We start from the raw sequence: 23,943 nt of genomic DNA, 5'->3' as shown, positions 1-23,943 counted from the left end.
GGCTCGGGAACCAGACGGGCATAACGTGAGTCTGAAGTACCAAACGCATAATTAGTCGAAGTAGATGGACTCCGTTAGGGGGCATAAAGGTGTACGTCGATGAGACCGGTGGCGCCGACACCACGGACACAACCGACACGGAGGCGACCGGCGAGCTAACCGTCACCGTAGGTGGCGACGAGTACTCCGCCGAGACCAACTTCGACGGTAACGAAGACGGCACGAACGACACGATCCTGCAGGAAACCGACAGCGGGTACGACCAGTTCAGCGATACCGACGGCGACGGCAAGGCCGACCTGTACATCGAGCGCGATGCGCAGGGCAACGTCGTATCGGCCGCGCAGTTCGATGAGGCGAGCGGCAAGTGGTACGCCGTCGACCCGAACACCGGGGAACCTGGCGGGGAGGACACCGACGCGAACCAGGGGGACACCTCTGGCGGCGGCGACATCACCGTGCAGACCTCGAGCGGCGAGACCAACGCCGGTGAGGCCACCGTGGACACCAGTGGCGACGGCCAGAACGACACGGCGGTAGTGCAGGACGCGAACGGTGGCACCACGATGTACACCGACTCCGACGGCGACGGCGCCGCGGACGTGGAGACGAAGGTCGACGCGCAGGGCAACGTGGTCATCTCCGAGCACCAGGGCAACGGTGAGTGGACCGAGGTCGAGCGCGGCCGGATCGACGGGCAGGGCACGTACCGGCCGGATACCGCCAGCGGGGTCACCGGGGACAGTGACGAGCTCTGGGGCGCGGGCGGCGGTGGCAACCTCGAAGAGGGTGTGGCCAGGATCGACAGCGCCACGGGACAGTGGATCAGCAACAACTGACCGGTAACCAGCCAGCCGAAGGCCGCCTTCTGTGCGTCGAGCACACGGAAGGCGGCCTTCGGTTTATCCAATGAACAGAAGTACTTCCCGGCGGGCTACCCGATTTGTGTGAAATCTCCGCGATAGATGTAAAGATCAAGTTATGAAGCCGGTGCGCGGCAAGCCATTCGCGGTTCATTTGGGTGAGGCCGAACGGCTCTGAATCGTTCACGTTATCGTTCTTGTGAGAGAGCCGACAGGCCATCCCTCGGTAACCCGGCGGTCCCGGGGCTAACCTCGTTCCATCCCCTTTTTCAGCGCGGCGCCGAGCCAGTGTTGGTTCGTGCGTCGCATTGTCGATTCGTCGCTCCGTCGGCGGCGGCCGTTCGGCCGCACCGGAGGTCGGCGGTGACGGCACGGTGTCGGAGTCAGGAGACGAGGTCAGATGACGTCAGTGACCATTCCAGGTCTGGAAAGCGCACCCACGACGCATGAGCGACTGGTGTCTTGGGTACATGAAGTTGCCGAACTGACCACGCCTGACCGGGTGGTCTGGGTAGACGGATCCGACGCGGAGTGGGAGCGGATGACCGCTCAGCTGGTTGCGGCCGGCACGTTCGTTCCGCTGCAGAAGCAGCCGAACTCCTACTGGGCCGCCTCTGACCCGGATGACGTGGCCAGGGTCGAGGAGCGCACCTACATCTGTTCGCGGGAGCAGGAGGACTGCGGTCCGACGAACAACTGGATGAACCCGGACGAGATGAAAGCGATCATGACGGAGCTCTACCGGGGCTGCATGCGTGGTCGTACGATGTACGTGATCCCGTTCTGCATGGGACCGCTCAGCGCGCAGCGGCCGATGCTCGGCGTGGAGATCACCGATTCCGAGTACGTCGTGGTCTCGATGCGGGTGATGACCAGGATGGGCACCAAGGCGCTTGACCGGTTCGTCGCCGAGGACGGCACCGAGCGCGAGTTCGTGCCCTGCCTGCACTCCATCGGAGCCCCGCTCGAGCCGGGCCAGCAGGATGTTCCCTGGCCGTGCAACGAGACCAAGTACATCACGCACTTTCCCGAGGAGCGGATGATCTGGAGCTTCGGCTCCGGCTATGGCGGCAACGCACTGCTCGGCAAGAAGTGCTACTCGCTGCGGATCGCTTCGTCGATGGCGCGCGAGGAGGGCTGGCTCGCGGAGCACATGCTGATCCTGAAACTCACTTCGCCGGAGAAACAGGTCTACTACGTCGCAGCCGCGTTCCCCAGCGCCTGCGGGAAGACCAACCTGGCCATGCTCGAGCCGACCATCCCCGGCTGGAAGGTGGAAACGCTCGGCGACGATATCGCCTGGATGCACTTCGGCGACGATGGCCGGCTGTACGCGGTGAACCCGGAGGCGGGCTTCTTCGGCGTCGCGCCGGGCACCAACTGGAAGACCAACCCGAACGCGATGCGCACGATCGCGCAGGGCAATTCGGTGTTCACCAACGTCGCGCTGACCGATGACGGCGACGTCTGGTGGGAGGAGATGGAAAACGAGCCGGCGCATGCCACGTCCTGGAAGAAGCGGGACTGGACGCCGGATTCGGACGAGAAGGCCGCGCACCCCAACTCGCGGTACTGCACGCCGATGTCGCAGTGCCCGATCCTGGCCCCGGAGTGGGACGATCCGAAGGGCGTGCCGATCTCCGCGATCCTGTTCGGTGGGCGTCGGGCGGACACCATCCCGCTGGTCACCGAATCGCGCGACTGGCAGCACGGTGTCTTCATGGGCGCCACGCTGTCTTCGGAGAAGACCGCGGCCGCCGCGGGCAAGGTCGGCGAGGTGCGCAGGGACCCGATGGCGATGCTGCCGTTCATCGGTTACCACGCGGGTGACTACTTCCAGCACTGGATCGACACCGGTAAGCGGGCGGATGCCGGGAAGCTGCCGAAGATCTTCTACGTGAACTGGTTCCGCAGGGATGAGAACCGGCGGATCCTGTGGCCCGGATTCGGGGAGAACTCCCGCGTGCTCAAGTGGGCGATCCAGCGGATCGAGGGTAAGGCTGCCGCGGTGGAGACGCCGATCGGCCACGTGCCCGCTGCCGAACACCTCGATCTGTCCGGGTTGGACGATGACCCGGCGGATATCGAAGCCTGCCTGAAGGTCAATGTGGACGAATGGCGGGCGGAGATCCCCGGCATCGAAGCGTGGTTCGAGCAGATCGGCGACAAGCTGCCGAGCGGGATGCGCGACGAACTCGAGGCACTGAAGCAGCGCCTCGGCTAGCCAGCTTTACGGTCCTTAGCACGAGCGACGCCCCGTGACCGCGTTAAGAACACGGTCACGGGGCGTACTTGTAGCTACTGCCAGTAGCCGCCGCCGTAGTACTGCTGCGCGGCCGCTGCCTTGCGCTTCTTCTTGGCCGCCGCGGTGAGGCCGGAGGCAATGCCGATACCGAGGACCACCGCGCCACCGATGGTGAACCAGACCCAGACGGGGATGCCGCCGTCCTGCTCACCGGCGGTCTGATCGACGCTCTGCGCCTGCTGTCCCTGCTCCTCGGACTCGGGCGCCTGCGGCTCGGTTATCGGACCCGCCGGGTTCCCATCGACCTGCGCGTACTCCGGCGGGGCGACCTTCTCCCCACCCTTGCTCACGAACATCCGGATCGGCATCTCGACCTTGCTGTTCGGGGATTCGCCGACCTGCACCGTGATGTAGTACCAGCCGGCGATACCCGGCCGGAGCTCGTCCCGCTCGCCCCGGTTGTTGTACAGCACCCGAGGAGTGGCGATGTCATCCAGCGTTTCGGTGTCGTCCTTGACGCTGCTGAAGTCGTCCCAGTCGCTGCCACTCTTGCGGGTCGGGTCGTAGACCGTCGAAGTGAGACGTGCCCACTCCTTGGTCGGGTTCTTGCCGTTGACCTGAACGGCAAGCGACTCGCCCCAGTCGAGCTTGATCTTGTAGGTGGCCATCTCCTGGCCCCGCACGGTGTCCGTGTAGGTGCCGCTGTCCGGGAGTTCGGTCGCGTCATTGAAGCTGCCGCCACCGGTGACCGGTTTATCCGAACCGCCGGGGTTGTCGAATGGCACCTCCGAGGTGTTCTCGGCGGGACCAGCGGAACCGGCGAGCGGTGGCTCGAGCACCACGATCAGCTCGGTTTCCCAGGTCCAGTACTTGGATTCGCTCGGCCCGTCCCGCTCGACGGTCAGGTAGTACTCGCCATCTGCGTTGCAATCGCCCTCGGTGCTGCTGTCCCAGCCGAACGCCGAGGTGCCGTGGGCTTGCCAACTGTTTCCGGATCGAACGGCGAAGCTCTCATCGTTACCGGCGCATGCCTGGCCCTGCGGGTCCATCACGCTGGTATTCAACTTCGCCCAGCCGCCGGTCTCGTCCTTCGGCATGATCGCGGTGGCCGCGAAGTGCACCGAGTAGCCGTCCGGAATCTCGATCTTGTAGTGCTTGCGCTGACCGGAGTCGATCTCGTCGACGTACTGGCCGGCCTCGATCTCCGGCGCGTCCGGGTAGTCCTCGGTCCCCGTGATCGGGATGCCCTCGGCCTCGTACTGCCGTTGTGCCCGCTCCACGACCTTCGGCAGCTGCTCGTCCAGCGTCTTCGCGTCCGGCGCGTCGGTGTAGCTGCCGCCGGTGCTTTCCGCGATGCAGGACAGCTGCTCCTTGGCCTTCTCGTCGATCTGGAAACCGACCGTGTGTACCGCGAGGTCCACGCCGTCCTCGGCCAGATCCTTGGCGACCTCACACGGGTCCGGCGGGGCACAGGTGTCGATGCCGTCGGAGATCAACACGATCGCGCGCGGTCCCTCGTCCGGCAGCTCCTGCGCGGCCTGCTTCAACGAGTCACCGATCGGCGTTTCTCCCGCGGGCTCCAGCGCGGCGACCTTGCTCTTGATCTGCGCCGCATCTACCGGGCCGACCGGTACTTCGGTGCTGATGTCCTCGCAGGTCGGGTTCCCTGAACCGGATCCGGCACCCTTCGAGCCGTAGACCTGCAGGCCCATCTCGGCGTCCGAGTCGAGCCCGTCAACCAGCGTGTTCAGCGCGTCCTTGGCGGCATCCATCTTCGTCGTGCCGTCGAGCTCATCGGCCATCGAGCCGGACGCGTCCATGGTCACCATGACCGGCGCGGTCTTTTCCGTCTCCTCCTGAGCGCTGACCGGTGTGGCGCTGAACAGTGCGAGCCCGAGGCTGACCCCCAGCGCGGTAACCAGCGCTGGCCAGCGGGCATGAGACTGGCGCACGTAATTCCACCTCTCCCCTGCTTAGCTAATGCAACTCGGATATCCGATGTGTTTTCGGGCGCATTGGTTCCGAGGTTCAATTCACAGGAAAACCCCAGATGCAATCACGCGCGCTCTACGCTGTTGGGGTAATTGACCAACAGCAGGTCGTGACAGCTTTGAACGAATGAGCGGGGGCAGTTACCGACCTGACTCCGCGATCACGCGGATGAAACAGCTCGTGAGCGACTCACAGCGCCTCGCCGAGCAGTATGGCCAGGTCCACCAGCGGATGGCGGACACGACGGTCACCGAGCGGACCCCGGACGGCTCGCTTGCCGTCACCGTTTCCACCAGTGGCGCCGTCACCGATATCCGCATCTCCGAGCAGGCAACCGATGGCAGTGCCGCCGAGCTTTCCGCCGGCGTGCTGCGGCTGATCAAACAGGCGCAGGCGAAGATCGCCGACCGGACGCGGTGCAAGCGGCCGAACGGCCGATACCTGGCTGACAGCCGGGTGTCCCGGTGTTGCACCAGTTATCCCCGTGGACACCCGGCAAGCCTGTGGATAACAGTTGCCCACAGGTTGTGGATAACTCTGTGCACAACCTGTGGACCTGTTAATGCCAATCGGCCGTACGTGTGAAATGCCCGCTGATCTGCGGAACGCTGCGTCGGGACGCTGCGCCGACCGGGTTCCGATCGCCGGGTAGTTGTCAACAGATGCCCAGCCTGTCAACAAGCAGCCGACCGCACACCGCGGTTGTCAACAGGTACGGACAGTGGTTTGACAAAGCCTCAGCGCGGCATACTGCCGGCTGCCTCGCGGTAGGCCGCGTCCTGGTCCAAACCCCGCGGTTCGTCGGAGTTCGCCTCCGGCTCCTCCGCATTCGGCAGTGGCATACCGGGGCAGGTGGTGTCGCCTGCCGGAACTTCGCCATCGACCAGGTAGCGCTCCACCTGTTCGTCCACGCACTCGTTCCCGGTGAACGCGTAGATCCCGTGATCACCCTCGTCAGCGACGGTGATCATGCGCGATCCAGCGAAGCGCTCATGTGCCCTGCGCGCGCCCTCCAGTGGCGTGGCCGGGTCGTTGGTGGACTGCACCATGAGCACCGGTGGCACCCCGGCGCCGGTCGGGGTCGGCAGCGAAACCGCCGGGCGATCCCAACTGATGCAGGGCTGAGCAACCCAACCCCAACCGAGCAGCGGCCACTTCTCGCCGAACTCCGCGGACTTGCGCAGCAGACTGTCCCTGTCATCGGTCCACGGGGTGTCATTGCAGGTGATCGTGATGAAGCTGGCGTCGTAGGCGTCGTCGTAGCTTTGTGGGGCACGCAGTTGCGGTCCGCCTTCGGTCGCCGTCTGGTATCGCGCCGCGATCTGCTCAGTCGAGGCCGCCCTACTGGCCGGTGCTGGTCGCACGCCGGTCAGCTCGGCAAGGCCAGCCAGATTCTCGGCCAGCGCGGGGAAGGCATCCTTGCTGTACAGCGAACCGGCGATCGCCTCGTCCAGGCCAGGCGCGGTGATCTCCGTACCGTCCACTTCGAGCAGTTGCTTGGTGAGGGCGGCCCGGATGTCCTCGTAGGCCTGGCGTACTTCTTCCCCGGTGGCACCGAGTTGGTACGTCGAGTCGTATTTGGCCACCCACGGCAGGAAGTCCTCCCGGAATCTGCGTTCGAACCCGAGCGGCTGCCAGTCGAAGGAATCCTGGAACGTCGTGGTGAATTCGACATTGGAGTCGAGCACGAATCTGCCCACGCTGTCCGGGAAAGCGGTCGCGTAGTGCGCGCCGAGCCAGGTCCCGCCGGAATAGCCGACCCAGTTCACGGTTTCCCTGTCGAGCAGCTGGCGCAGCAGGTCATAGTCCCGCACGGTCTGCTCGGTGTTCACGTACTGACCCAGCTCGCCGGATTTCTCCTGGCAGAACTGGGCGATGAGCTCGTTCGAATTCAGGATGAGGTCGAGGTTTCCCTGGCCACGGTCGCGCGGATCGAGCTCGGCATCCAGCTGGGCCTTGTCCCCGCAGGTGATGTTCGTGCTGTCGCCGGTGCCGCGCGGATCGATGCCGATGATCTCCTGGCTGGCGCGCAGCCGATCCCGTTCACCGAAGTTCAGTGGGGTGGTCCGACCGGGCGCGCCAGGGCCGCCAGGGTTGGTCAGCACGCTCGCGGTCGCTTCGCCGGTCGCGGGCAGCCTGCTGACCGCCACCGTCACATCCTGCTTGTCATCCGGTCGGAACCAGTCGCGTGGCGCGGTGAAACTGGCGCACTGCAACTCCTGCGCGGCTGGCGGCAGGTCGGGCGGTGGGCCGTCCGGGAAACACGGTTTCCAGTTGAGCTGCTGATCCAGGTAGCGGTCCGGCACGCTGGGCTGGGTCGGTTGTACCGCTGGTTCGGCCAGCACCGGCTGACCAGCTAGCAGCAGCGCACTTGCCATCAGCGGAACCCCGACCAGGGTTCGAATCCTTGTCATGTACATCTCTCATCCGTAGGCCGAGTGGATCACCCGAGTCTGTACCGCGAGTGACTATGCGCATACCCGGCGAACGGATGCAATGCCGATGATCGGGTTAACTCGCCAGGCAACGGGCCGATGTCGACCTGGTACGTACCGGAGCTGGTGATCCGGGCCGTGTCGCTCTAACATTCGCCAGGCGCGGTGCGCGCACCCTGCTGGACAGCTCGCGAGAGGCAACGGATATGGCTTCGCCATCTAGTTCGAACCGGCCGACGGGGCTGCGGTGGAACGCGTGGAACCTGCTCCTGCTTGTTCCACTGCTGACCCTGTACCCACCACTGTTCAACCGGATCGAACCGAAGCTGTTCGGTATCCCGTTCTTCTACTGGGCCCAGCTTGCCTGGGTGTTCGTCGGCGTGACCTGTGTAGTGATCGTTTACCGGATGACCAGGGATGATCGTGCCGGCAACCGGCGCGGTAGTACGGAATCGGAGCGTGATGCATGACCTCGGGACTACAGTGGACCGAGCTGGCCATCTTCACGGCGCTGTTCCTGCTGGTCACCGTGCTCGGCTTTGTCGCTGCGCGATGGAAGGCCGGGCACACCCTTGATCACCTCGACGAGTGGGGGCTCGGCGGGCGCAAGTTCGGCGCCTGGATCACCTGGTTCCTGCTTGGCGGCGACCTCTACACCGCCTATACCTTCGTGGCGGTGCCCGCGCTGATCTTCGGTGCTGGCGCGATGGGCTTCTTCGCGATGCCGTATGCGGTGATCGCCTACCCAATCGTGCTGCTGCCGGCGCTGCGCCTCTGGTCGGTTTCCCGCATGCACGGGTTTGTCACCTCGGCGGATTACGTTCGCGGTCGGTTCGGCTCGCCCACCCTCGCACTGGCGATCGCGATCACCGGGTTGGTCGCCACCATGCCGTACATCGCGTTGCAGCTGGTCGGGCTGGAAGCCGTGCTGCGCACCATGGGGCTGAACGGTTCCGGGATCCTCGGACATCTGCCGCTGCTGGTGGCCTTCGTGATCCTGGCGCTCTACACCTACCAGTCCGGGCTACGCGCGCCGGCGCTGATCGCGTTCGTCAAGGACGTGCTCATCTACATCGTGATCTTCGCCGCGGTGTTCTACCTGCCGAGCAAACTCGGCGGCTGGGAAGCGATCTTCGGCGACGCCGCGGAAGCGCTCAGCCAGACCAACCCGGCAACGGGTAAGCCTTCTGGTTCGCTGGTGCTCGCCGAACCCAGCCAGCTGCAGTACGCCACGCTGGCACTTGGCTCCGCGCTCGCGCTGTTCCTCTACCCGCACGCGCTCACCGCGATCTTCGCGGCGCGCGGGCGCAAGGTGATCAAGCGCAATATGGCGGCGCTGCCGGCATATTCCTTCCTACTTGGACTGCTCGCGCTGCTTGGTTTCGTCGCGCTGTCCGCGGGAATCGAGCCGATCACCAACGCGGCGACTGGCCGGCCGGACTCGAATACCGTGGTGCCGGTGCTGTTCGGCCAGGAGTTCCCCTCCTGGTTTGCCGGTATCGCCTTCGCCGCGATCGGCATCGGCGCGCTGGTGCCGGCCGCGGTGATGTCCATCGCGGCGGCGAACCTGTGGACGCGCAATGTGTACAAGGAGTACCTGAAACGGGATGCCACCCCGGCACAGGAAGCGAAACAGGCGAAACTGGCCTCGCTCGTGGTGAAGTTCGGCGCGGTGGCGTTCATCCTGTTCATCGATCCGCAGTTCTCCATTGACCTGCAACTGATCGGTGGAGTGCTGATCCTGCAGACCCTGCCCGCCGTCGCGCTTTCGCTTTACACCAGGTGGTTCCACCGGATCGGGCTGATCGCCGGCTGGGCGGTCGGCATCTTCTGGGGTATCGCGATGCTGTACAGCATCCCGAACCCGGCGACCGGCAAGGAGCATTTCGGTGGTTCCGCGCTCGCCCTCGACCAGCTGTCCATTTTCGGCTGGCGGCCATTCGCTGGTGAGGAAACGATGGTCTACCCGGGATTCGTCGCACTGGTGGCGAACCTGCTGATCGCGGTCATCGTCACGCTGATCGTGCGGGCGATGAAGGTGCCGGCTGGCCAGGACGTGACCACCGGTTCCGACTACCACGCGGACGAGGGCGACGAGGACCTCCGCGCGATCGCCGCCAAGCACTGACCGAAAGATCGGTTACCGGGTGCACTTGGCGAGCTGGTTGGCCAGGAACCTGCGCGTGGGCTCCGAGCACGGCAGCTCGAGCGCTTCGCGGTAGTGCACGGCGGCGCGAGCTGGATCATCCGCGCGTAGCCGCAGTGCGCCGAGTGCGGAAGGCAGCAGCACGTAGTTGGCTAGCTCGCCGCGGTTCGCCAGGCCTTCGAGTATTGCGATGCCTGCCTGCGGCCCGTCCGCCATGGCCAGCGCGATACCCCGGTTCAGCTCGACGACCGGGGACGGGCGCAGCGCGAGCAGCTGATCGTAGAGCGAGACGATCCGCAGCCAGTCGGTGCTCTGCTCATCTCGCGCGCTGGCATGGCAGACCGCGATGGCCGCCTCCACGTGGTACGGCGAGAGTTCGGAGCCCTGCGCGGCGCCGGCCAGATTCCGCGCGCCCGAGGCGATCAGCGCTTGATCCCATTTGGACCGATCCTGCTCGGCGAGCAGCAACGGATCGCCCGAGCCGTTCAGCCGCGCCGGCAGCCTGCTCGCCTGCAGCTGCATCAACGCAAGCAGCGCCCGCGCCCGAGGCAGGTCGGTGCGCCGATCGGCGAGCACCAGCGAACACAACCGGATCGCCTCGCCGCACAGCTCGTGCCGGATCGCGTTCTCCCCGGTAGTGGCGTCATAGCCGGCGTTGAACAGCAGGTAGAGCACCGCAAGCACACTGTCCACTCTGGCCGGAAGTTCGTCCGGCGGCGGGACTTCGATCCGTACCGCATCCGCGCGCAGCCAGCGTTTCGCGCGTACCAGTCGTTGCGCCACTGTGGACGGATTGCTGAGCAACGCCGCGGCGATCTCCTCGACGCCGAGGCCGCCAACGGTTTTGAGCGTCAGCGCGACCTGGGATACCTGCGGCAGACCGGGGTGGCAGCACAGGAAGATCAGCGCCAGCTCGGCGTCGTCCCCAGTCTGCTCGGTCGTGCCCGGTTCGTCGAGCAGGACGAGTTTGCCGCGGAGCGACTCCTCGCGCCGCAACTCGTCGATCGCCCTGTTCCGTGCGGTGCGAAACAGCCAGCCGCGCGGATTGTCCGGGACGCCTTCATCCGGCCAGACCCGGAGGGCCCGCAGCATGGCCTCGGAGACCGCTTCTTCGGCCAGCTCGAGGCGATCCGGGCCGAGCACGCGGACCAGCGTGGCGGTGATCTGCCCGGCACTGTGCCGGAACAGATTCGCCACCACGCGGTCCGCGTCTGGTTCAGAGCTCGATGTACTCACGAACTTCGATGCTGCCGAAGGCCAGATTCGGGTGCGTGCTGAACACCTCGACCGCCTCGGCGAGGCTGTCCGCTTCGATAATCGCGACCCCGCCGAGCAGCTCGGAGGACTCCGCGTAGGGGCCGTCCGTGGCAGCCATCCCGCCCCGGAGCACTTTGACCTCGTCGCCCAGCTGGCCACCCGCGATGGCCTTGCCGGTGGCCTGCAGCTCTTCGCTCCACTTGACGTACTGCTGCATCACCTCGCCCAGCTCGTCCTCGCTCATCGCGGACCAGTCGTGGGCGTCCCTTGCCAGGCCCATGTACTTCGCCATCAGTCTTCACACCCCTGCTCGCCGAGCTTGCGCACCTCGATGATCCCAAAGTCAAGATGCGGATGCGTGCTGAAGATCTTCTCCGCTTCGTCCAGGTCGGCCGCCTCGATCGTCAGGACGCCACCGACGACCTCCGAGCCCTCGGTGTACGGCCCATCGGTGATCGCGCCCGCACTGCCGGAGACCCTGGTGCCCAGCACCCGGCCGGCGCTGCGGGACAGCCCGCCGCCGCCAACCGGGTTGCCCGCGGCGGCCAGCTCGGCGTCCCATGCCAGATAACGTTCCAGTGCGCGTTGCGCCTCCGTGGGGCTGATCTTCGCGTAAGCCGCGTCCCCGCCACGGAGGAAGCCCACATAGTTAGCCATTGGTCCTCCCTTGTTGGTTGGTCTGTTCATCGCTGCCTAGACGAACGGCGCATCGGCGAATCGACACTCGATCCAGAAATTTTTCGCGCCGTCTCGCATAGCGCGGGTTTTGCCAGGTCAGCTGGGTGCGGCGGTCAGCTGCCGCGCCCGGCCGGAAAGATGCCATGGGCTGAAGCCGTAGCGGCTGTGCATCAGTAGCTGTTCCTGCGCGAGCTCGGCCTCGTTCGGTCCGCGGTGGATCGCCGTGCCCAGCTCCCTGCTCATCGCATCGATGACCAGGTTGTCCGGATAGCCACCGATCCCGTGCGCGGCGAGCGTGGTCACCGGGCTGCGTTCGGAGTCGAGCGGATGTGCCTGTTCGGGAGTCGGCGTCAGGTAACGGGTGACCAGCTCGGGATTACTCGACACGAGCAGCGTGGAATGCGCGAGTACGCCCTCCTTGGTGCGCAGCGCGGCGAACCCGCAGAGCTTGTCCGCACCGATGAACAGTCCCCTTTTGGTCAACCGTGGGCTCAGCCCGAGCTCGCTGACCAGGGTGGAAAGGGCCGTGCCGAGCAGTTCCAGTGGTTCGACGGCGCCTGGCTGCACCAGCGTGATGTTCAGATTGCCCCGGTCGTGGTAGACGGTGCCGCCGCCACTGCCCCTGCGCAGCACGGGGACACCATCTGCCGAACATGCCGAGAAATCCACCTCGCGCTCGGCTCGTTGTCCCCTGCCGAGTACGACGCACTGGGGATTGCGCCATAGCCACAACACCGGCGATTGCGGTTTGGCTCGCAGCAGTGCTTCGTCGAAGGCGAGGTTGCGCCACGCCGAGTCGTGCCGGGCCGAATCGTCTTGGGCCGCCACGACGCTGAACACTGCGGACATCCCCTCCCGGTATGCTCCGCCCCCAGCGTTCTCGCTCTGCCGCGCGAAGGCAATTCAGGTTTTTTCAGATGGTGAGTGACATCGCGCGATTGATCTGCTCGCTCGCCGCGAGCAATCGCTGCCCGCCCCGCTCTAGCCGGTCCAACTTGCCGACCGGTACCGAAACGCTGAGCGATCCCGGCCGGGCGCCATCGTAGATCGGCACCGCGGCACAGGCCGTGCCCAGCGAGTACTCCTCCCGGTCCAGCATGATCGGGCCGGCCGCGAGCCGGCGGCGCAGCTCCTGTGGTTTGGTCGCGGTACGCGGGGTGAGATCAACCAGCGGATGGCGGGCAAGGTAATCGCGCAACTGGTGATCCGGCAGTTCCCTGAGCACGCATTTGCCGAGCGCGGTGGCGTGGCCGGCCTCCGTGCAACCAACCCACAGGTCGACTCGTGGTGCGCTTGCGCTGTCTACGATATCCAGAATCCGGATCTCGCCATCGTCGAATATCGACACATAGGCGGCCGCGCCCAGTTCATCGCGCAGCGCGGTGAGGATTGGCCGGATGCGGTTCAGCAGCAGCTGGTTGCGCGGCGGGTGGCCGAGCAGATCCACGGAATCACCCAGTACATAACCATCGTCCAATTTGCGCAGATAGCCTTCGTGTACCAGGGTGCGCAGCAGGTGATACGTGGTTGGCAGGCGTAGCCCAGTCTGCCTGGCGAGCTGTTTCGCCGAGACCGGACGCTCCTGCGCCCCAACCGTTTCCAGCAGGCGCAACGCGCGCCGGACCGAGCTGATCAGCGTCGGTTCACTGGTCACCGGGGCCACCTCTTCCGCAGGATCATGCAGGACAACCAGGATAGCCGCGCGCTAATGTCCGAGGTATGGCCGATGATGTGAGCCGATTCGACACGGTTGAGCTGGACGAACTCCCCGCGGATCTGCGCGAGCGAGTCGGTGCGATAGCGGAGAAATCCGGGTTCGTGCCGAATGTCTTCCGCGCGCTTGGGCACCGTCCAGCCGAGCTACGCGCCTTCCTGGACTACCACGATGCGTTGCTGGAACGACCGACTGGCCTGTCCAAAGCGGAACGCGAACTCGTCGTGGTGGCCACCTCGGGCGCCAATCACTGCACGTATTGCTTCGTTGCACATGGCGCGATCCTGCGGATCCGGTCGAAGGACAGCGAGCTGGCGGACAACGTAGCCAGCAATCCGTGGGGTGCGGAACTGGACACACGGCAGCGCGCGATCGTGGATCTCGCGCTCGCGTTGACCCGCAAGCCGGAGTTGTTCGGCGAAGCTGACCTGGCAGCGGCACGTCAGGCCGAGCTGACCGAGGAGGAGATCTGGGACGTCGGCGCGATCACCGCACTGTTCGCGATGTCCAACAGGCTGGCGCACTTCGCCGGACTGCGGCCAAACCCAGAGTTCTACCTGCTCGGCCGCACCGGCGGCGCAGGGTCAACGTAGTGTTGTCTACCTGAGGGTGCGGCGCCAGTACTCGCCGACCAGGTCGTGGCCGAAGCTGTGGTGCGGCTCGCTGGAGACCAGCTCGAAGCCGGCGCGCTGGTAGATCCGCCGCGCCGCCCCGAGCACATCGTTCGTCCACAACTCCAGGGTCTGATACCCGGCGGACCTGGCGAACTCGATGCACTCGTTGACGAGTAGCCCGCCGATCCCGTGCCCCCGTGCGGCCGGCTCGACCAGCAGTAGCCGCAGTTTCGCGGTATCCGCCGATTCACGTGCGCAGAACACGCAGCCAACCGGCTCACCGGCCAGTTCGGCGATCCAAGCGGCTTCCCCGCTCTGGTCACGCCCGTTCGCGTAGTCGGCCACGATCCGGGCGACCAGCGCCTCGAACTCGGCGTTCCAGCCGTACTCGGCGGCATAGCGTTGCCCGTGCCGCTGCACCACCCAGCCAAGATCGCCAGGTCGGGGTGCCCGGATGACGACCGGTCCATTGGGTGGTTCGTGCAACACCTCGTCGACCACGCCGAGCGCCGCCACCAGCCGATGTTGTGCTGGTTCGGTGAGCTGGCCGAGAAAGACACCGAGCTGTTCAGCGGCACGATGGTCCAGTTCGGCAAACGCTTGCTTGCCCTGCTCGGTGAGCCGAACCCACTGCTTACGGGCGTCCTGCGGGCAGGGCCGTTTGGTCAGTAGCCCGCGGTCGGCCAGCTTGCCGAGTAGTCGGCTGAGCTGTCCGGCGTCCATGTTCAGCTCGGTGCGCAGGGCGCTGACCTCGGTGTCTTGTTGTTGGCCCAGTTCGAACAACACCCTGGCTTCGGGCAGCGGGTACCCGACGTAGACCTGGTCATCCAGTAGGCCAATGGTGCGGGTGTATCGCCGGTTGAAGGCGCGAAGCACGGCCACTCGCTCATCCAGCTGGTTCATTGACTATCCCAACTGTTTCGTTGACTTAGTCAAAGAATAGCTCATGTGGGCGGGCGCACGCACATAAAAAAGCCGGCCCGTGTTCGGGCCGGCTTGAAGGGCAGTCTCGTCGGGGGAACAACTGCCCCATGATCTTTCAAACTCAGGATGTTCATGCTCAGAACATTGGAAACTCCGTGATGCTGCCAGGTCGGGGGTCCGCCAGCATCACGGAGTCATCTGGAGTATCGACACCGCTCCGTCATGCGTTACACGTCGTCGAAATGTGTCTTGGGTCACATCTCGGATGGGGGATGACGGCGGGCCGCGGGCGGGTCTTCACCGCGGCCCAGCTGGTGTGATCTAGCGGATGGTGATGTTCCTGGCCTGCGCGATCGCGCTGAGTTCCTGGCGCATGGTCGCGGAGCCGGCGGTCTCGATCGCGTGCGTCACCGCCTTGCGCGTACGGGCCTCGGCACGGCGGGCGCGGAGCTTTGCGGTGAGGTTCATGTGAGCTCTGGTGTCCTTTCGGGTTCGTTTCGTGCGCTCTGTGTGGCTACACATTCATTATGCCTGGCACGAGGGCGTACTTCACTCGATTATCCGGTGATGGTGGACACTCGCAGGACAATCTTCGGCAGATGGCACTTCTTGCGAAGTATGCGACCGCCTAGCCTTCTATAGCGAAACTTCTATAGAAGGAAATAGAGCGCTAGCGGTGCCTATTCGCCGCGAGTGCGGAGGAAATGTCCGAAATGCGGCACGGTGAAGGCGATCTGGCCGCGCTCGCCGGAGTACACCAGGCCTTTCTTGATCAAGCTGTCCCGGGCCGGGGACAGCGAGGACGGTTTGCGGCTCAGGTACACGGCGACATCCGCGGTTTGTACCCCGTCGTCCCTGCCGGCGGTGAGCTCGGCCATCGAGCGGAGATATTCGCGCTCCGCGGGCGTCGCACGTTCGTAGCGGGCACCGAAGAAACCGACTGCCAGCTCCGCTTCGGCCTCCGGGGCGGCTACCCGGACGTCCTCGTCGGTGATCGGATCCTTGGGCGCGGCGTCCCATGCGGCCTTGCCGTAGGCCTGGATGAAATACGGATAGCCGCCGGACTGCTCGTACAGCGCGTCCATCGCCGCTTCGGTGATGCCGACTTCCTCGCGGCCGACCGGCGCGCCTACCGCCAGGTCCGCGTCCGTGCGGTCCAGCCGGTCGATCCGGGCGTAGCGGAACAGTCGCTCGGAGTACGACTTGCTTGCGGAAAGCACGGCTGGCAGGTGCGGCAACCCGGCGCCGACCACGACCAGCGGTGCGCCCGACTGGGAGAGCTCGTGGCAGGCCGCGCAGAGCGCGGATATGTCGTCCGGCTCGACGTCCTGCATCTCGTCGATCAGCAGGGCCACCCCGGTGCCGACGTCCTTGGCGAGTTCGGCGACGTCGGTGAACAGTTCGACGAGGTCGATCTCGATATCGCCGGAATCGGCTCGGCCCTGTGCGGCAGGCGCATCGATACCGGGCTGCCAGCGGTCGCGCAGCCGAGCGTTGTCCGCGTTGGCGCGCAGCGCGAAGGCCTTGAGCACGCCGAGGACCTGTTCCACCTGATCCGGCGCGCGGTGTCGGACCGCGAGATCGCGCACCGCGCGATGCAGCGCGGCGGACAGCGGGCGGCGCAGGTCCGCGTCCGGCCGGGCTTCGATCTTGCCGGTGCCCCAGCCGCGCCGGATGGCCATCGAGCGCAGCTCGCCGAGCAGCACGGTTTTGCCGACGCCACGCAGGCCGGTGAGTACCAGGCTGCGTTCCGGCCGGCCGCGCGCGACGCGTTCCAGCACTACTTCGAAGGCCTGTAGCTCGCGTTCCCGCCCGGCGAGTTCGGGTGGCCGCTGGCCAGCTCCGGGGGCGAACGGATTGCGCACCGGGTCCACGTCTCGCAGAGTATCGGGCAATCTAGTGTTGATCCGATATTCGCCCATACTTGCCTAGCGCGTGTCGTCGCGAGTGGGCCGGTTGGCTCGCCGGCGGTATTGCGCGGAGCGTCGTAGGGTGGGTGGGGAAACGTTCGCATCGTGCAGGAGGAAGGCGGCGAAGGTGTTGCTGCGCAGGTTGGCCCGCCCGTTGATGGCCGCGATCTTCGTGGCCAGCGGGGTTCAGACGCTTCGTGATCCTTCTGGCCCGACGCAGGCGGCGAAGCCGTTCCTGGACAAGACCATCGGCAGCCGCGCGGACAGCCTGCCGGCGCAGGTCCCCACCGATGCGCAGACCCTGGTGCGGCTGGACGCAGCGGTCAAGGTCGTCGCCGGGTCGGCGTTGGCTGCCGGGAAGTTTCCTCGGCTGTCCGCGCTGGTGCTGGCCGCGAACCTGGTGCCGACCACGCTTGCGACGCACGCCTTCTGGGAGTACTCGGACGAGTCGGAACGCAGCACGCAGCTCGTGCACTTCTTCAAGAACGCCAGTATGTGCGGTGGTTTGCTGCTGGCCGCGGCGGACACCGAAGGCAAGCCGTCGGTTGGCTGGCGAGCTCGCCGCGCGACGGACAAGGCGAGCAAGAAGGTACAGAAGACCTCCCGGAAAGCCCGCCGCGCGGCACGAACCTGAACCCCGTAACCGCGGCCAGACCGCAATCTTTAGGCATCTTGCGGTGACTGCGTGTAACCGCGCTCTTCAAGGTTAGCGAGGCCGTCGGGGTTCTAGATGGTGTACCAGGGTGACCAGCCTGATTCGGTCCATACCGAACCGTTGTTGGTCAGTTGCACCTTGAACTTGAGTTTCTTGCCCTCTTTCATGTTGTAGTTGCAGTCCTTGATGCCGTCTGACGTGCCGTTCACGTCGCGACAAACATCGGACCTGCCGTAGTTGGTTTCCCAGTACACCTGAACGCCGTATCCCTCCCATGCGGTGTCCTCGACGAAGATGTGATCGCCGTGCGGCTGGAAACATCCCCAGCCGCGGACGTCTTCCGAAGGGTGGTAGTGGCATTTGTGCGTCGGCCCGTCAGCAGCAGCCGCCGGCGCGAATGCCAGCATGAGTCCAGCCGCGAGAACTGCCGCGGTACCTACTTTGCGGGTTTTGCCGCGCATGGTCGCTCCTTGTTCGGTCGATCCGGTGGCGTGGCAAAGTTAGGTGCCCGAGCTTTCGGACCGCTTACCCGGCGGTTTCATCCCGACCGAACAGCGAGCGACGTGTCACCTACTTGGTGGCGACCTTCTTGTAGCGGGCTGCCGCCAGCGGCGCGAAGATGACGATGATCGCGATACAGCACAGGATCGCGTACAGCGTCGCGTTGTCCACTGGCCAACCGGACTGCACCGGAACCCCGGCACGTCCGGTGAACTGGTTGCCGAACAGATCTCGCACCGCGTTCACCACCGCGGTGAACGGATTCCAGGTCGCCAGCGTTTGCAGGAAGCCGGGCAGCGACTCGAGCGGTACGAACGCCGAGGACACGAAGCTCACCGGGAACATCCAGATCAGCCCCGCGCTCTGCGCCACCTCGACGCTGCGCGCGACAAGGCCAATCAGCGCGCCGATCCAGGACATGGCGAAGGCGAACAGCAGCAGCACCAGGTAAGCCAGCACCGCGTCCAGCACGCTGCCGCGAATCCGCCAGCCAACAAGGAGCCCGCAGATCGTCATGACCAGCAGCGCGATGACGCTCACCAGCAGATCCGAGGTGGTGCGCCCGAGGATCACCGCCATCCGGGACATCGGCAGCGAGCGGAACCGGTCGATGATGCCCTTCTGCAGGTCGTTGGCGAACCCGATCACCGTGAACGCGGAGTTGAACGCCACGGTCTGCGCGAAAATGCCGCCGATCAGGAACTCGCGGTACTCCAGGCCGCCATCCGGGCCCCCGATCGCGTTGCCGAACACATAGGCGAACAGCAGCACGAACATGATCGGCTGCACGGTCGCGGAGAACAGCCAGTCCGGATTCCGCCGGACGTTCATCAGATTGCGCCAAGCGACGACCCCGCCGTCGGACAGGCCCTTGGTAATCGTGGTCATTGCTTCGTCCCCTGCTTGTCCGCGCCGGCCGCATCCGATTCCTCGGCCATGTGCCCGGTCAGCGCGAGGAACACATCGTCAAGGGTTGGTCGGTGCAGACCGACGTCGGTCACCGTCACGCTCTCGGTATCCAGCATGCGCAGCGCCTCGATCAACGCCTTCGGACCGGTGTCCACAAGCACTTCGACGCGCCTGGTGTGCTCGTCCACCGTGGGTTCCGCACTGCCCACATAAGACAGCACCCTGCTTGCCGTGGCAAGTTCGGCCGGTTCGGAAACCACGAGTTCCAGACGTTCCCCGCCGACCTGGGATTTGAGCCGGTCTGCCGTGCCCTCGGCGATCACCTTGCCCTTGTCGATCACCATGATGTTGTTCGCCAGCTGATCGGCTTCCTCCAGGTACTGCGTGGTGAGCAGTACGGTCGTGCCGTCCGCGACCAGATCGCCGATGACCTGCCAGGTGTCCAACCGGCCGCGCGGGTCCAGCCCGGTCGTCGGTTCGTCCAGCACGACAACGGCGGGTTTCGCGACGAGTGCGCCGGCGAGGTCCAGCCTGCGCCGCATCCCGCCCGAGTAGCCTTTGGACGGACGGTTGGCGGCATCGTCCAGTTGGAACCGCGAGATGAGTTCCTTGGACCGGGTGCGCGCGGCCGGCGCTTGAGGCCGTAGAGCCGGCCAACCATATAGAGGTTCTCGAAACCGGTCAGGTTCTCGTCCACCGCGGCGTACTGTCCGGAAAGGCCGATCGATTTGCGTACCGCGTCCGGTTCGGCGAGCACATCGTGCCCTGCCACCCATGCCGATCCGGAGTCCGGGCGGAGCAGGGTCGTCAGGATGCGCACGGTTGTGGTCTTGCCCGCGCCGTTCGGGCCGAGCAGGCCGAGCACCTGGCCGGCGGGTATTTCCAGATCAACGCCGTCCAGGGCGCGGGTCGTCCCGTAGGTCTTGACTAATCCCTCGGTGCGCACCGCCACGTCCGTAGCGGGTTTAGGCATATCGTCTCCCCTGTCGGTTGTCCCGAAAGGAACTATATTCCGAAGAGCCGACAGGAAGCGCCCAGTTTTCTCAGGGCAGAACGCCGCGCGACGCGGGGTATCTGGTCGATTACGAACAGATTCAGCGCTCGATGATCGCGGTGACTCCTTGCCCGCCGGCGGCGCAGATGGAAATCAGCCCCCGGCCGGATCCCTTCTGGTGCAAGAGTTTCGCCAGCGTTGCGACGATCCGTCCACCGGTTGCGGCGAAGGGGTGGCCGGTAGCCAGCGAGGAACCGTGCACGTTGAGCTTGTCCCTTTCGATAGTGCCGAGCGCGCCATCCAGCCCGAGCCGCTCCTTGCCGAAGTCCGGATCCGCCCAGGCGCGCAGGGTGCACAACACCTGCGAGGCGAAGGCTTCGTGGATCTCGTAGAAATCGAAATCGGCGAGTCCGAGGCCGGCCCGTTCGAGTAGCCGGGGCACCGCGTAAACCGGCGCCATCAACAGGCCATCCTCGCCGTGCACGTAATCCACCGCGGCGGTTTCGGCGATGCTCAGATAAGCCAGTACTGGCAGCTTGCGGCGTTTCGCCCATTGCTCGGAAGCGAGCAGTACGACGGCGGCACCGTCGGTGAGCGTGGTCGAATTGCCCGCGGTCATGGTGCCCTGTGCGCCGCCGAAAACCGGCTTGAGCTTGGCAAGCTTCTCCGCGGTGGAATCCGCGCGCAGGTTGTCGTCCTTGCTCAGCCCGAGAAACGGCGTGACCAGGTCGTCGAAGAAGTTCTGCCGGTAGGCCTCGGCCAGGTTCCGATGGCTGTCCGCGGCCAGCTCATCCTGCTCCGTTCGGCCGATATCCCACTGCTTGGCGGTAAGCGCGGCATGCTCACCCATCGAAAGGCCGGTGCGCGGTTCGGCATTACGCGGGATGTTCGGCACGATGTGCCCTGGACGGAGCTTGCTCACGAGCTTGAGCCGCTCCCCGATGCCGCGTGCACTGTTCAGTTTGATCAGCAAGCGGCGCAGCCGGTCGTTGACCTCGAGCGGCGCATCGCTCGTGGTGTCCACCCCGCCGGCGATCGCGGAGTCCAGCTGCCCGATCGCGATCTTGTTTGCCACGCCGAGGATCGCCTGAAGTCCGGTGCCACAGGCCATCTGGATATCGAAGGCGGGCGTTTCCGGCGCGAGTGCGCTACCCAGTACCGCCTCGCGGGCGAGGTTGAAATCCCTGCTGTGTTTGAGCACCGCCCCCGCGGATACCTCGCCGATCCGGGTGCCCTGCAGGTTGAACCTGCTTACCAGTCCGTCCAGGGCGGCGGTCAGCATGTCCTGATTGGACGCGGTGGCGTAGGCGCCGTTGGAGCGGGCGAACGGGATGCGATTGCCGCCGATGATGGCCACTCGGCGCAGCCTGGTCGCAGCCATGGTTGTCCCTTTCTGAGCAGGCTCACTGGGTACGCTGGCCATAGTAACCTACCCGTGAGTAGGATTGCTGTCTGGTTGGTGTCGACAAGGAAGGTCCCGCAATGACCGACCGGTATCAGACGTTCGCGGCCTCCGGGCCGGGGCGGTTCGTGATCAACAAGCTCGGCCTGCCGAACCCGGCCACCCTGCGTCGATATCAACCCGGACAGCCCGCGCTCGATGGTCCCGCACTCGTCGGCGCCGCGCCCGGTGGCCGGCTGAGCGCTCCGGCGATCGAGGTACTGCGGGCGGCCGAGATCTCGGTGCTGGACAGCGCGGCTGCCGAGGAGCGCTACGGCGCGCTGGTTTTCGATGCCTCGGGTATCACCAGTCCGGATGAACTTGGCGAGCTGCGTGAGTTCTTCCAACCGGTGATCCGCTCGCTCGGTCCGTGCGGGCGGGTGCTCGTGCTCGGTAGCCCGCCGGAGTCCGGTGCGACGGCGGAGGAATCGATCGCGCAGCGCGCCCTCGAAGGATTCACCCGGTCGGTTGGCAAGGAACTCCGGCGCGGCGGCACGGCACAACTGGTGTACGTGGCGCCTGGCGCAGAGGGCAATATGGCTTCGACGCTGCGCTTCCTGCTTTCCGCGAAATCGGCTTTCGTGGCTGGCCAGGTGATCCGGATCGGTGCCGGGAACGCCGTCGAGCCGAGCGACTGGGCACGTCCACTGGGCGGCAAGGTCGCCGTGGTGACCGGTGCTTCGCAGGGCATCGGGGCGGCCATGGCGCGGGTGCTCGGGAGGGACGGGGCGCAGGTTGTCGCGCTGGACATCCCCGCGCAGGGCGCCGGGTTGGTCAAGGTCGCCAACGAGGTGGGCGGTTCGACGCTACAGCTGGATATCACCGATCCTGCCGCGCCCGCCCGGTTGCGCGAGTACCTGACCGAGCGGTACGGCGGCGTGGACATCCTGGTGCACAACGCCGGGATCACCAAGGACAAGACGCTGGCGAAGATGTCCGCGGATCGCTGGGACGCGGTGCTCGGGGTGAACCTGCGCAGCCAGCTGGCGATCAACGCGGAACTGTTGACCGAGAGCGTGTTACGCGACAACGGCCGGATTATCGGGGTGTCCTCGATCGCCGGGATCGCGGGTAACTTCGGGCAAACCAACTACGGCACGAGCAAGGCCGGCGTGATCGGGATGGTGCGCACCGCCGCGCCGGTACTCGCCGAGCGGGGTGGCACGATCAACGCGGTCGCGCCCGGGTTCATCGAGACCAGAATGACCGCGAAGATCCCGGTGTTGACGCGCGAGGTCGGTCGGCGGCTGAGCAGCCTTGCCCAGGGCGGGCTGCCGGTAGATGTGGCCGAGGCCGTCGCCTGGTACGCGAATCCGGCTTCGGCCGGGGTGAACGGCAATATCGTGCGGGTATGCGGCCAGGCTTTCTTGGGAGCGTGACTATGTCGGTGGCATCGGTGCACGAGTTGACCGCGACGCCCAGCCTTGCGCCACTGTTCGGCAAGGCCGCGTTGGCCGGGCTGCGCAAGCGCGGCACGGGCGAACTACCGTCCACTGTGTACTCTCAGCGCGGTGTGCGGGTGGACTACGCGCGACTGGCCGGCTATAACCGGGTGTGCGGGTTCGGCGTGCGCGATGCGCTGCCGGCTACCTATCCGCATATCCTGGCGTTTCCGCTTCAGGTCAAGCTGATGACCGCCGATGATTTCCCGTTCCCGCTCGTAGGTTCGGTACATCTGGCGAACCGGACAACCCAGACGCGGCAGCTGCGTGCGGACGAGCCGCTGGATATCCGCGTGCACGCGGAGCACGCGCGCCCACATGCCAAAGGCACGCAATTCGATGTGGTCAGCCAGGTTTTTGTCGCGGATACTCTGGTGTGGACAGATGTGAGCACGTACTTGCGCAAGGGTGGCGGTAGCGGCGAGCAGGAGGCAAGGGAGCAGCTGGCGCCGCCGGCCGCGCGTGCGATGTGGCGGGTTCCGGCGGATGTCGGCAGGCAGTACGCGAGGGTGTCCGGCGACCACAACCCGATCCACCTGCATGCGCTGACCGCGCGGGCGTTCGGTTTCCCACGCGCGATCGCGCACGGGATGTGGACAAAGGCGCGGTGCCTTGCGGCTTTCGAAGGACGGCTACCCGAGGCCTACACCGTGGACGTGCGGTTCAAGGCGCCGGTGCTGTTGCCGGCCAAGGCGGCGTTCACCTCCTGGCGACAGCCGGAGGGCTGGGCTTTCGAGCTATGGGCGGCGGGTAAGCCCAAACCGCACCTTTCCGGCACCATCACCAGCTCGTAACCGCGTTCTTCAGGGTTCTTGCGGTTCTCGGGAACGGCCGCTGAATCCGAGGATGCCAAGCGTCACGGCAGGGGCGAGCGCGAGCGACATCAGCGCCGTCGTGGTCGTGCGCTTCTGGTTGCAGTCATTCTCCAACCGGTCGGTGACCTCCCAGAACGGTTGCGTCGCAGGGCCGCCGCTTGCCTGCCTTGCCTCGTCGAGCTCGGCTTCGCCGGCTTCCTCGCTGTAGCTGTAGTGCCGGCTGTCCGGCTCATCCAGGTAGCGCTCGCTGCCGAGGCCCGCGCGCGCGATCGAGTGACAGGAGATCTCGATACCGCTGTCCCAGTAGGTCAACGTGGTCGGCGACATGAACAGATACAGCGCCCAGCCGAGTAGCAGACCGGCGATGACGCGAAAGCAGATGCGAACTTTGTGGGACATCGATTCCCT

Annotated in this window: 23 protein-coding genes and 1 pseudogene; 9 read left to right on the top strand and 15 right to left on the bottom strand. The window is 65.6% G+C overall.

The features are described 5' to 3' along the window. The first annotated feature begins 89 nt into the window (after window positions 1-89). Both EV191_RS06470 and EV191_RS06465 read left to right on the top strand, forming a co-directional pair. Window positions 90-839 (top strand): hypothetical protein, encoded by a 750-nt coding sequence (locus EV191_RS06470; RefSeq protein ID WP_132875836.1) that lies wholly within the window; start codon window positions 90-92, stop codon window positions 837-839. A gap of 424 nt (window positions 840-1,263) precedes the next feature. After that, window positions 1,264-3,087: a phosphoenolpyruvate carboxykinase (GTP) gene (locus tag EV191_RS06465; protein ID WP_132875835.1), complete on the top strand. Its 1,824-nt coding sequence runs from the start codon at window positions 1,264-1,266 to the stop codon at window positions 3,085-3,087. Between the two features lie 74 nt (window positions 3,088-3,161). On the opposite strand, the gene EV191_RS06460 is transcribed toward EV191_RS06465, so the two are convergent. Then, complete coding sequence (locus EV191_RS06460; RefSeq protein ID WP_132875834.1) at window positions 3,162-5,060, bottom strand: vWA domain-containing protein; 1,899 nt, start codon at window positions 5,058-5,060, stop codon at window positions 3,162-3,164. 220 nt (window positions 5,061-5,280) lie between these two features. Between EV191_RS06460 and EV191_RS06455 the strand changes: the two genes are divergently transcribed. Continuing rightward, window positions 5,281-5,685, top strand: a complete 405-nt coding sequence (locus EV191_RS06455) for a YbaB/EbfC family nucleoid-associated protein (RefSeq protein ID WP_165912837.1) — start codon at window positions 5,281-5,283, stop codon at window positions 5,683-5,685. Between the two features lie 152 nt (window positions 5,686-5,837). On the opposite strand, the gene EV191_RS06450 is transcribed toward EV191_RS06455, so the two are convergent. Next, window positions 5,838-7,514: an alpha/beta hydrolase gene (locus EV191_RS06450; protein WP_132875832.1), complete on the bottom strand. Its 1,677-nt coding sequence runs from the start codon at window positions 7,512-7,514 to the stop codon at window positions 5,838-5,840. Window positions 7,515-7,741: 227 nt separating this feature from the next. Between EV191_RS06450 and EV191_RS06445 the strand changes: the two genes are divergently transcribed. After that, a complete protein-coding gene (locus tag EV191_RS06445) occupies window positions 7,742-8,005 on the top strand; it encodes a DUF3311 domain-containing protein (protein WP_132875831.1) in 264 nt (87 codons plus the stop codon). Next, window positions 8,002-9,663, top strand: coding sequence for a monocarboxylate uptake permease MctP (gene mctP, locus EV191_RS06440; RefSeq protein WP_132875830.1), 1,662 nt, complete (start codon window positions 8,002-8,004; stop codon window positions 9,661-9,663). The genes EV191_RS06445 and mctP overlap by 4 nt, the downstream gene beginning before the upstream one ends. 12 nt (window positions 9,664-9,675) lie before the next feature. On the opposite strand, the gene EV191_RS06435 is transcribed toward mctP, so the two are convergent. The 5 genes from EV191_RS06435 to EV191_RS06415 form a co-directional block, all read right to left on the bottom strand. After that, a complete protein-coding gene (locus EV191_RS06435; RefSeq protein WP_243658772.1) occupies window positions 9,676-10,917 on the bottom strand; it encodes an RNA polymerase sigma factor in 1,242 nt (413 codons plus the stop codon). Further along, window positions 10,898-11,230: a YciI family protein gene (locus EV191_RS06430; protein ID WP_132875829.1), complete on the bottom strand. Its 333-nt coding sequence runs from the start codon at window positions 11,228-11,230 to the stop codon at window positions 10,898-10,900. The genes EV191_RS06435 and EV191_RS06430 overlap by 20 nt, the downstream gene beginning before the upstream one ends. After that, entirely contained in the window at window positions 11,230-11,595 is a 366-nt protein-coding gene (locus EV191_RS06425) for a YciI family protein (RefSeq protein WP_132875828.1), read from the bottom strand. The genes EV191_RS06430 and EV191_RS06425 overlap by 1 nt, the downstream gene beginning before the upstream one ends. A 117-nt stretch (window positions 11,596-11,712) precedes the next feature. After that, window positions 11,713-12,465 (bottom strand): lipoate--protein ligase family protein, encoded by a 753-nt coding sequence (locus EV191_RS06420; RefSeq protein WP_243658771.1) that lies wholly within the window; start codon window positions 12,463-12,465, stop codon window positions 11,713-11,715. Window positions 12,466-12,529: 64 nt separating this feature from the next. Next, window positions 12,530-13,270, bottom strand: coding sequence for an IclR family transcriptional regulator (locus tag EV191_RS06415; protein WP_132875827.1), 741 nt, complete (start codon window positions 13,268-13,270; stop codon window positions 12,530-12,532). 65 nt (window positions 13,271-13,335) lie between these two features. Between EV191_RS06415 and EV191_RS06410 the strand changes: the two genes are divergently transcribed. Next, window positions 13,336-13,923 carry a peroxidase-related enzyme gene (locus EV191_RS06410; protein WP_132875826.1) on the top strand — a complete coding sequence of 196 codons (588 nt, stop codon included), beginning with the start codon at window positions 13,336-13,338 and terminating at the stop codon, window positions 13,921-13,923. A 6-nt stretch (window positions 13,924-13,929) separates the two neighbouring features. Here the strand turns inward: EV191_RS06410 and EV191_RS06405 are convergent, their stop codons facing one another. The 3 genes from EV191_RS06405 to EV191_RS06400 all read right to left on the bottom strand — a co-directional run bounded on the left by EV191_RS06405 (window position 13,930) and on the right by EV191_RS06400 (window position 16,742). Then, window positions 13,930-14,847 (bottom strand): bifunctional helix-turn-helix transcriptional regulator/GNAT family N-acetyltransferase, encoded by a 918-nt coding sequence (locus EV191_RS06405; protein WP_132875825.1) that lies wholly within the window; start codon window positions 14,845-14,847, stop codon window positions 13,930-13,932. Window positions 14,848-15,189: 342 nt separating this feature from the next. Continuing rightward, window positions 15,190-15,336: a hypothetical protein gene (locus EV191_RS30020; protein ID WP_165912836.1), complete on the bottom strand. Its 147-nt coding sequence runs from the start codon at window positions 15,334-15,336 to the stop codon at window positions 15,190-15,192. Between the two features lie 212 nt (window positions 15,337-15,548). Beyond that, complete coding sequence (locus EV191_RS06400) at window positions 15,549-16,742, bottom strand: ATP-binding protein (protein WP_132875824.1); 1,194 nt, start codon at window positions 16,740-16,742, stop codon at window positions 15,549-15,551. Between the two features lie 163 nt (window positions 16,743-16,905). Here EV191_RS06400 and EV191_RS06395 point away from each other — a divergent pair, with 163 nt between their 5' ends. Beyond that, on the top strand, window positions 16,906-17,412 hold the full coding sequence (locus EV191_RS06395; RefSeq protein WP_132875823.1) for a DoxX family protein: 507 nt from the start codon (window positions 16,906-16,908) through the stop codon (window positions 17,410-17,412). A 92-nt stretch (window positions 17,413-17,504) separates the two neighbouring features. Here the strand turns inward: EV191_RS06395 and EV191_RS06390 are convergent, their stop codons facing one another. The 4 genes and pseudogenes from EV191_RS06390 to EV191_RS06375 form a co-directional block, all read right to left on the bottom strand. Beyond that, complete coding sequence (locus EV191_RS06390; RefSeq protein WP_132875822.1) at window positions 17,505-17,894, bottom strand: hypothetical protein; 390 nt, start codon at window positions 17,892-17,894, stop codon at window positions 17,505-17,507. Window positions 17,895-18,003: 109 nt separating this feature from the next. Continuing rightward, entirely contained in the window at window positions 18,004-18,822 is an 819-nt protein-coding gene (locus tag EV191_RS06385) for an ABC transporter permease (RefSeq protein ID WP_132875821.1), read from the bottom strand. Further along, a pseudogene (locus tag EV191_RS06380) lies at window positions 18,819-19,816 on the bottom strand (ATP-binding cassette domain-containing protein). The gene EV191_RS06385 and the pseudogene EV191_RS06380 overlap by 4 nt, the downstream one beginning before the upstream one ends. A 121-nt stretch (window positions 19,817-19,937) precedes the next feature. Next, a complete protein-coding gene (locus EV191_RS06375; RefSeq protein ID WP_132875820.1) occupies window positions 19,938-21,218 on the bottom strand; it encodes an acetyl-CoA C-acetyltransferase in 1,281 nt (426 codons plus the stop codon). A gap of 101 nt (window positions 21,219-21,319) precedes the next feature. On the opposite strand from EV191_RS06375, the gene EV191_RS06370 reads away from it, so the two are divergent. Then, on the top strand, window positions 21,320-22,657 hold the full coding sequence (locus EV191_RS06370; protein WP_132875819.1) for a 3-oxoacyl-ACP reductase: 1,338 nt from the start codon (window positions 21,320-21,322) through the stop codon (window positions 22,655-22,657). A gap of 2 nt (window positions 22,658-22,659) precedes the next feature. Further along, on the top strand, window positions 22,660-23,514 hold the full coding sequence (locus EV191_RS06365; RefSeq protein WP_132875818.1) for a MaoC family dehydratase: 855 nt from the start codon (window positions 22,660-22,662) through the stop codon (window positions 23,512-23,514). Between the two features lie 9 nt (window positions 23,515-23,523). On the opposite strand, the gene EV191_RS06360 is transcribed toward EV191_RS06365, so the two are convergent. Further along, complete coding sequence (locus EV191_RS06360; protein WP_132875817.1) at window positions 23,524-23,934, bottom strand: hypothetical protein; 411 nt, start codon at window positions 23,932-23,934, stop codon at window positions 23,524-23,526. Window positions 23,935-23,943: the final 9 nt, after the last annotated feature.

The sequence above is a fragment of the Tamaricihabitans halophyticus genome (genome assembly GCF_004340875.1).
GTDB lineage: Bacteria > Actinomycetota > Actinomycetes > Mycobacteriales > Pseudonocardiaceae > Tamaricihabitans > Tamaricihabitans halophyticus.
Note: the sequence above shows the minus strand (reverse complement) of the source record. Positions and strands in the feature narration are given on the sequence as shown.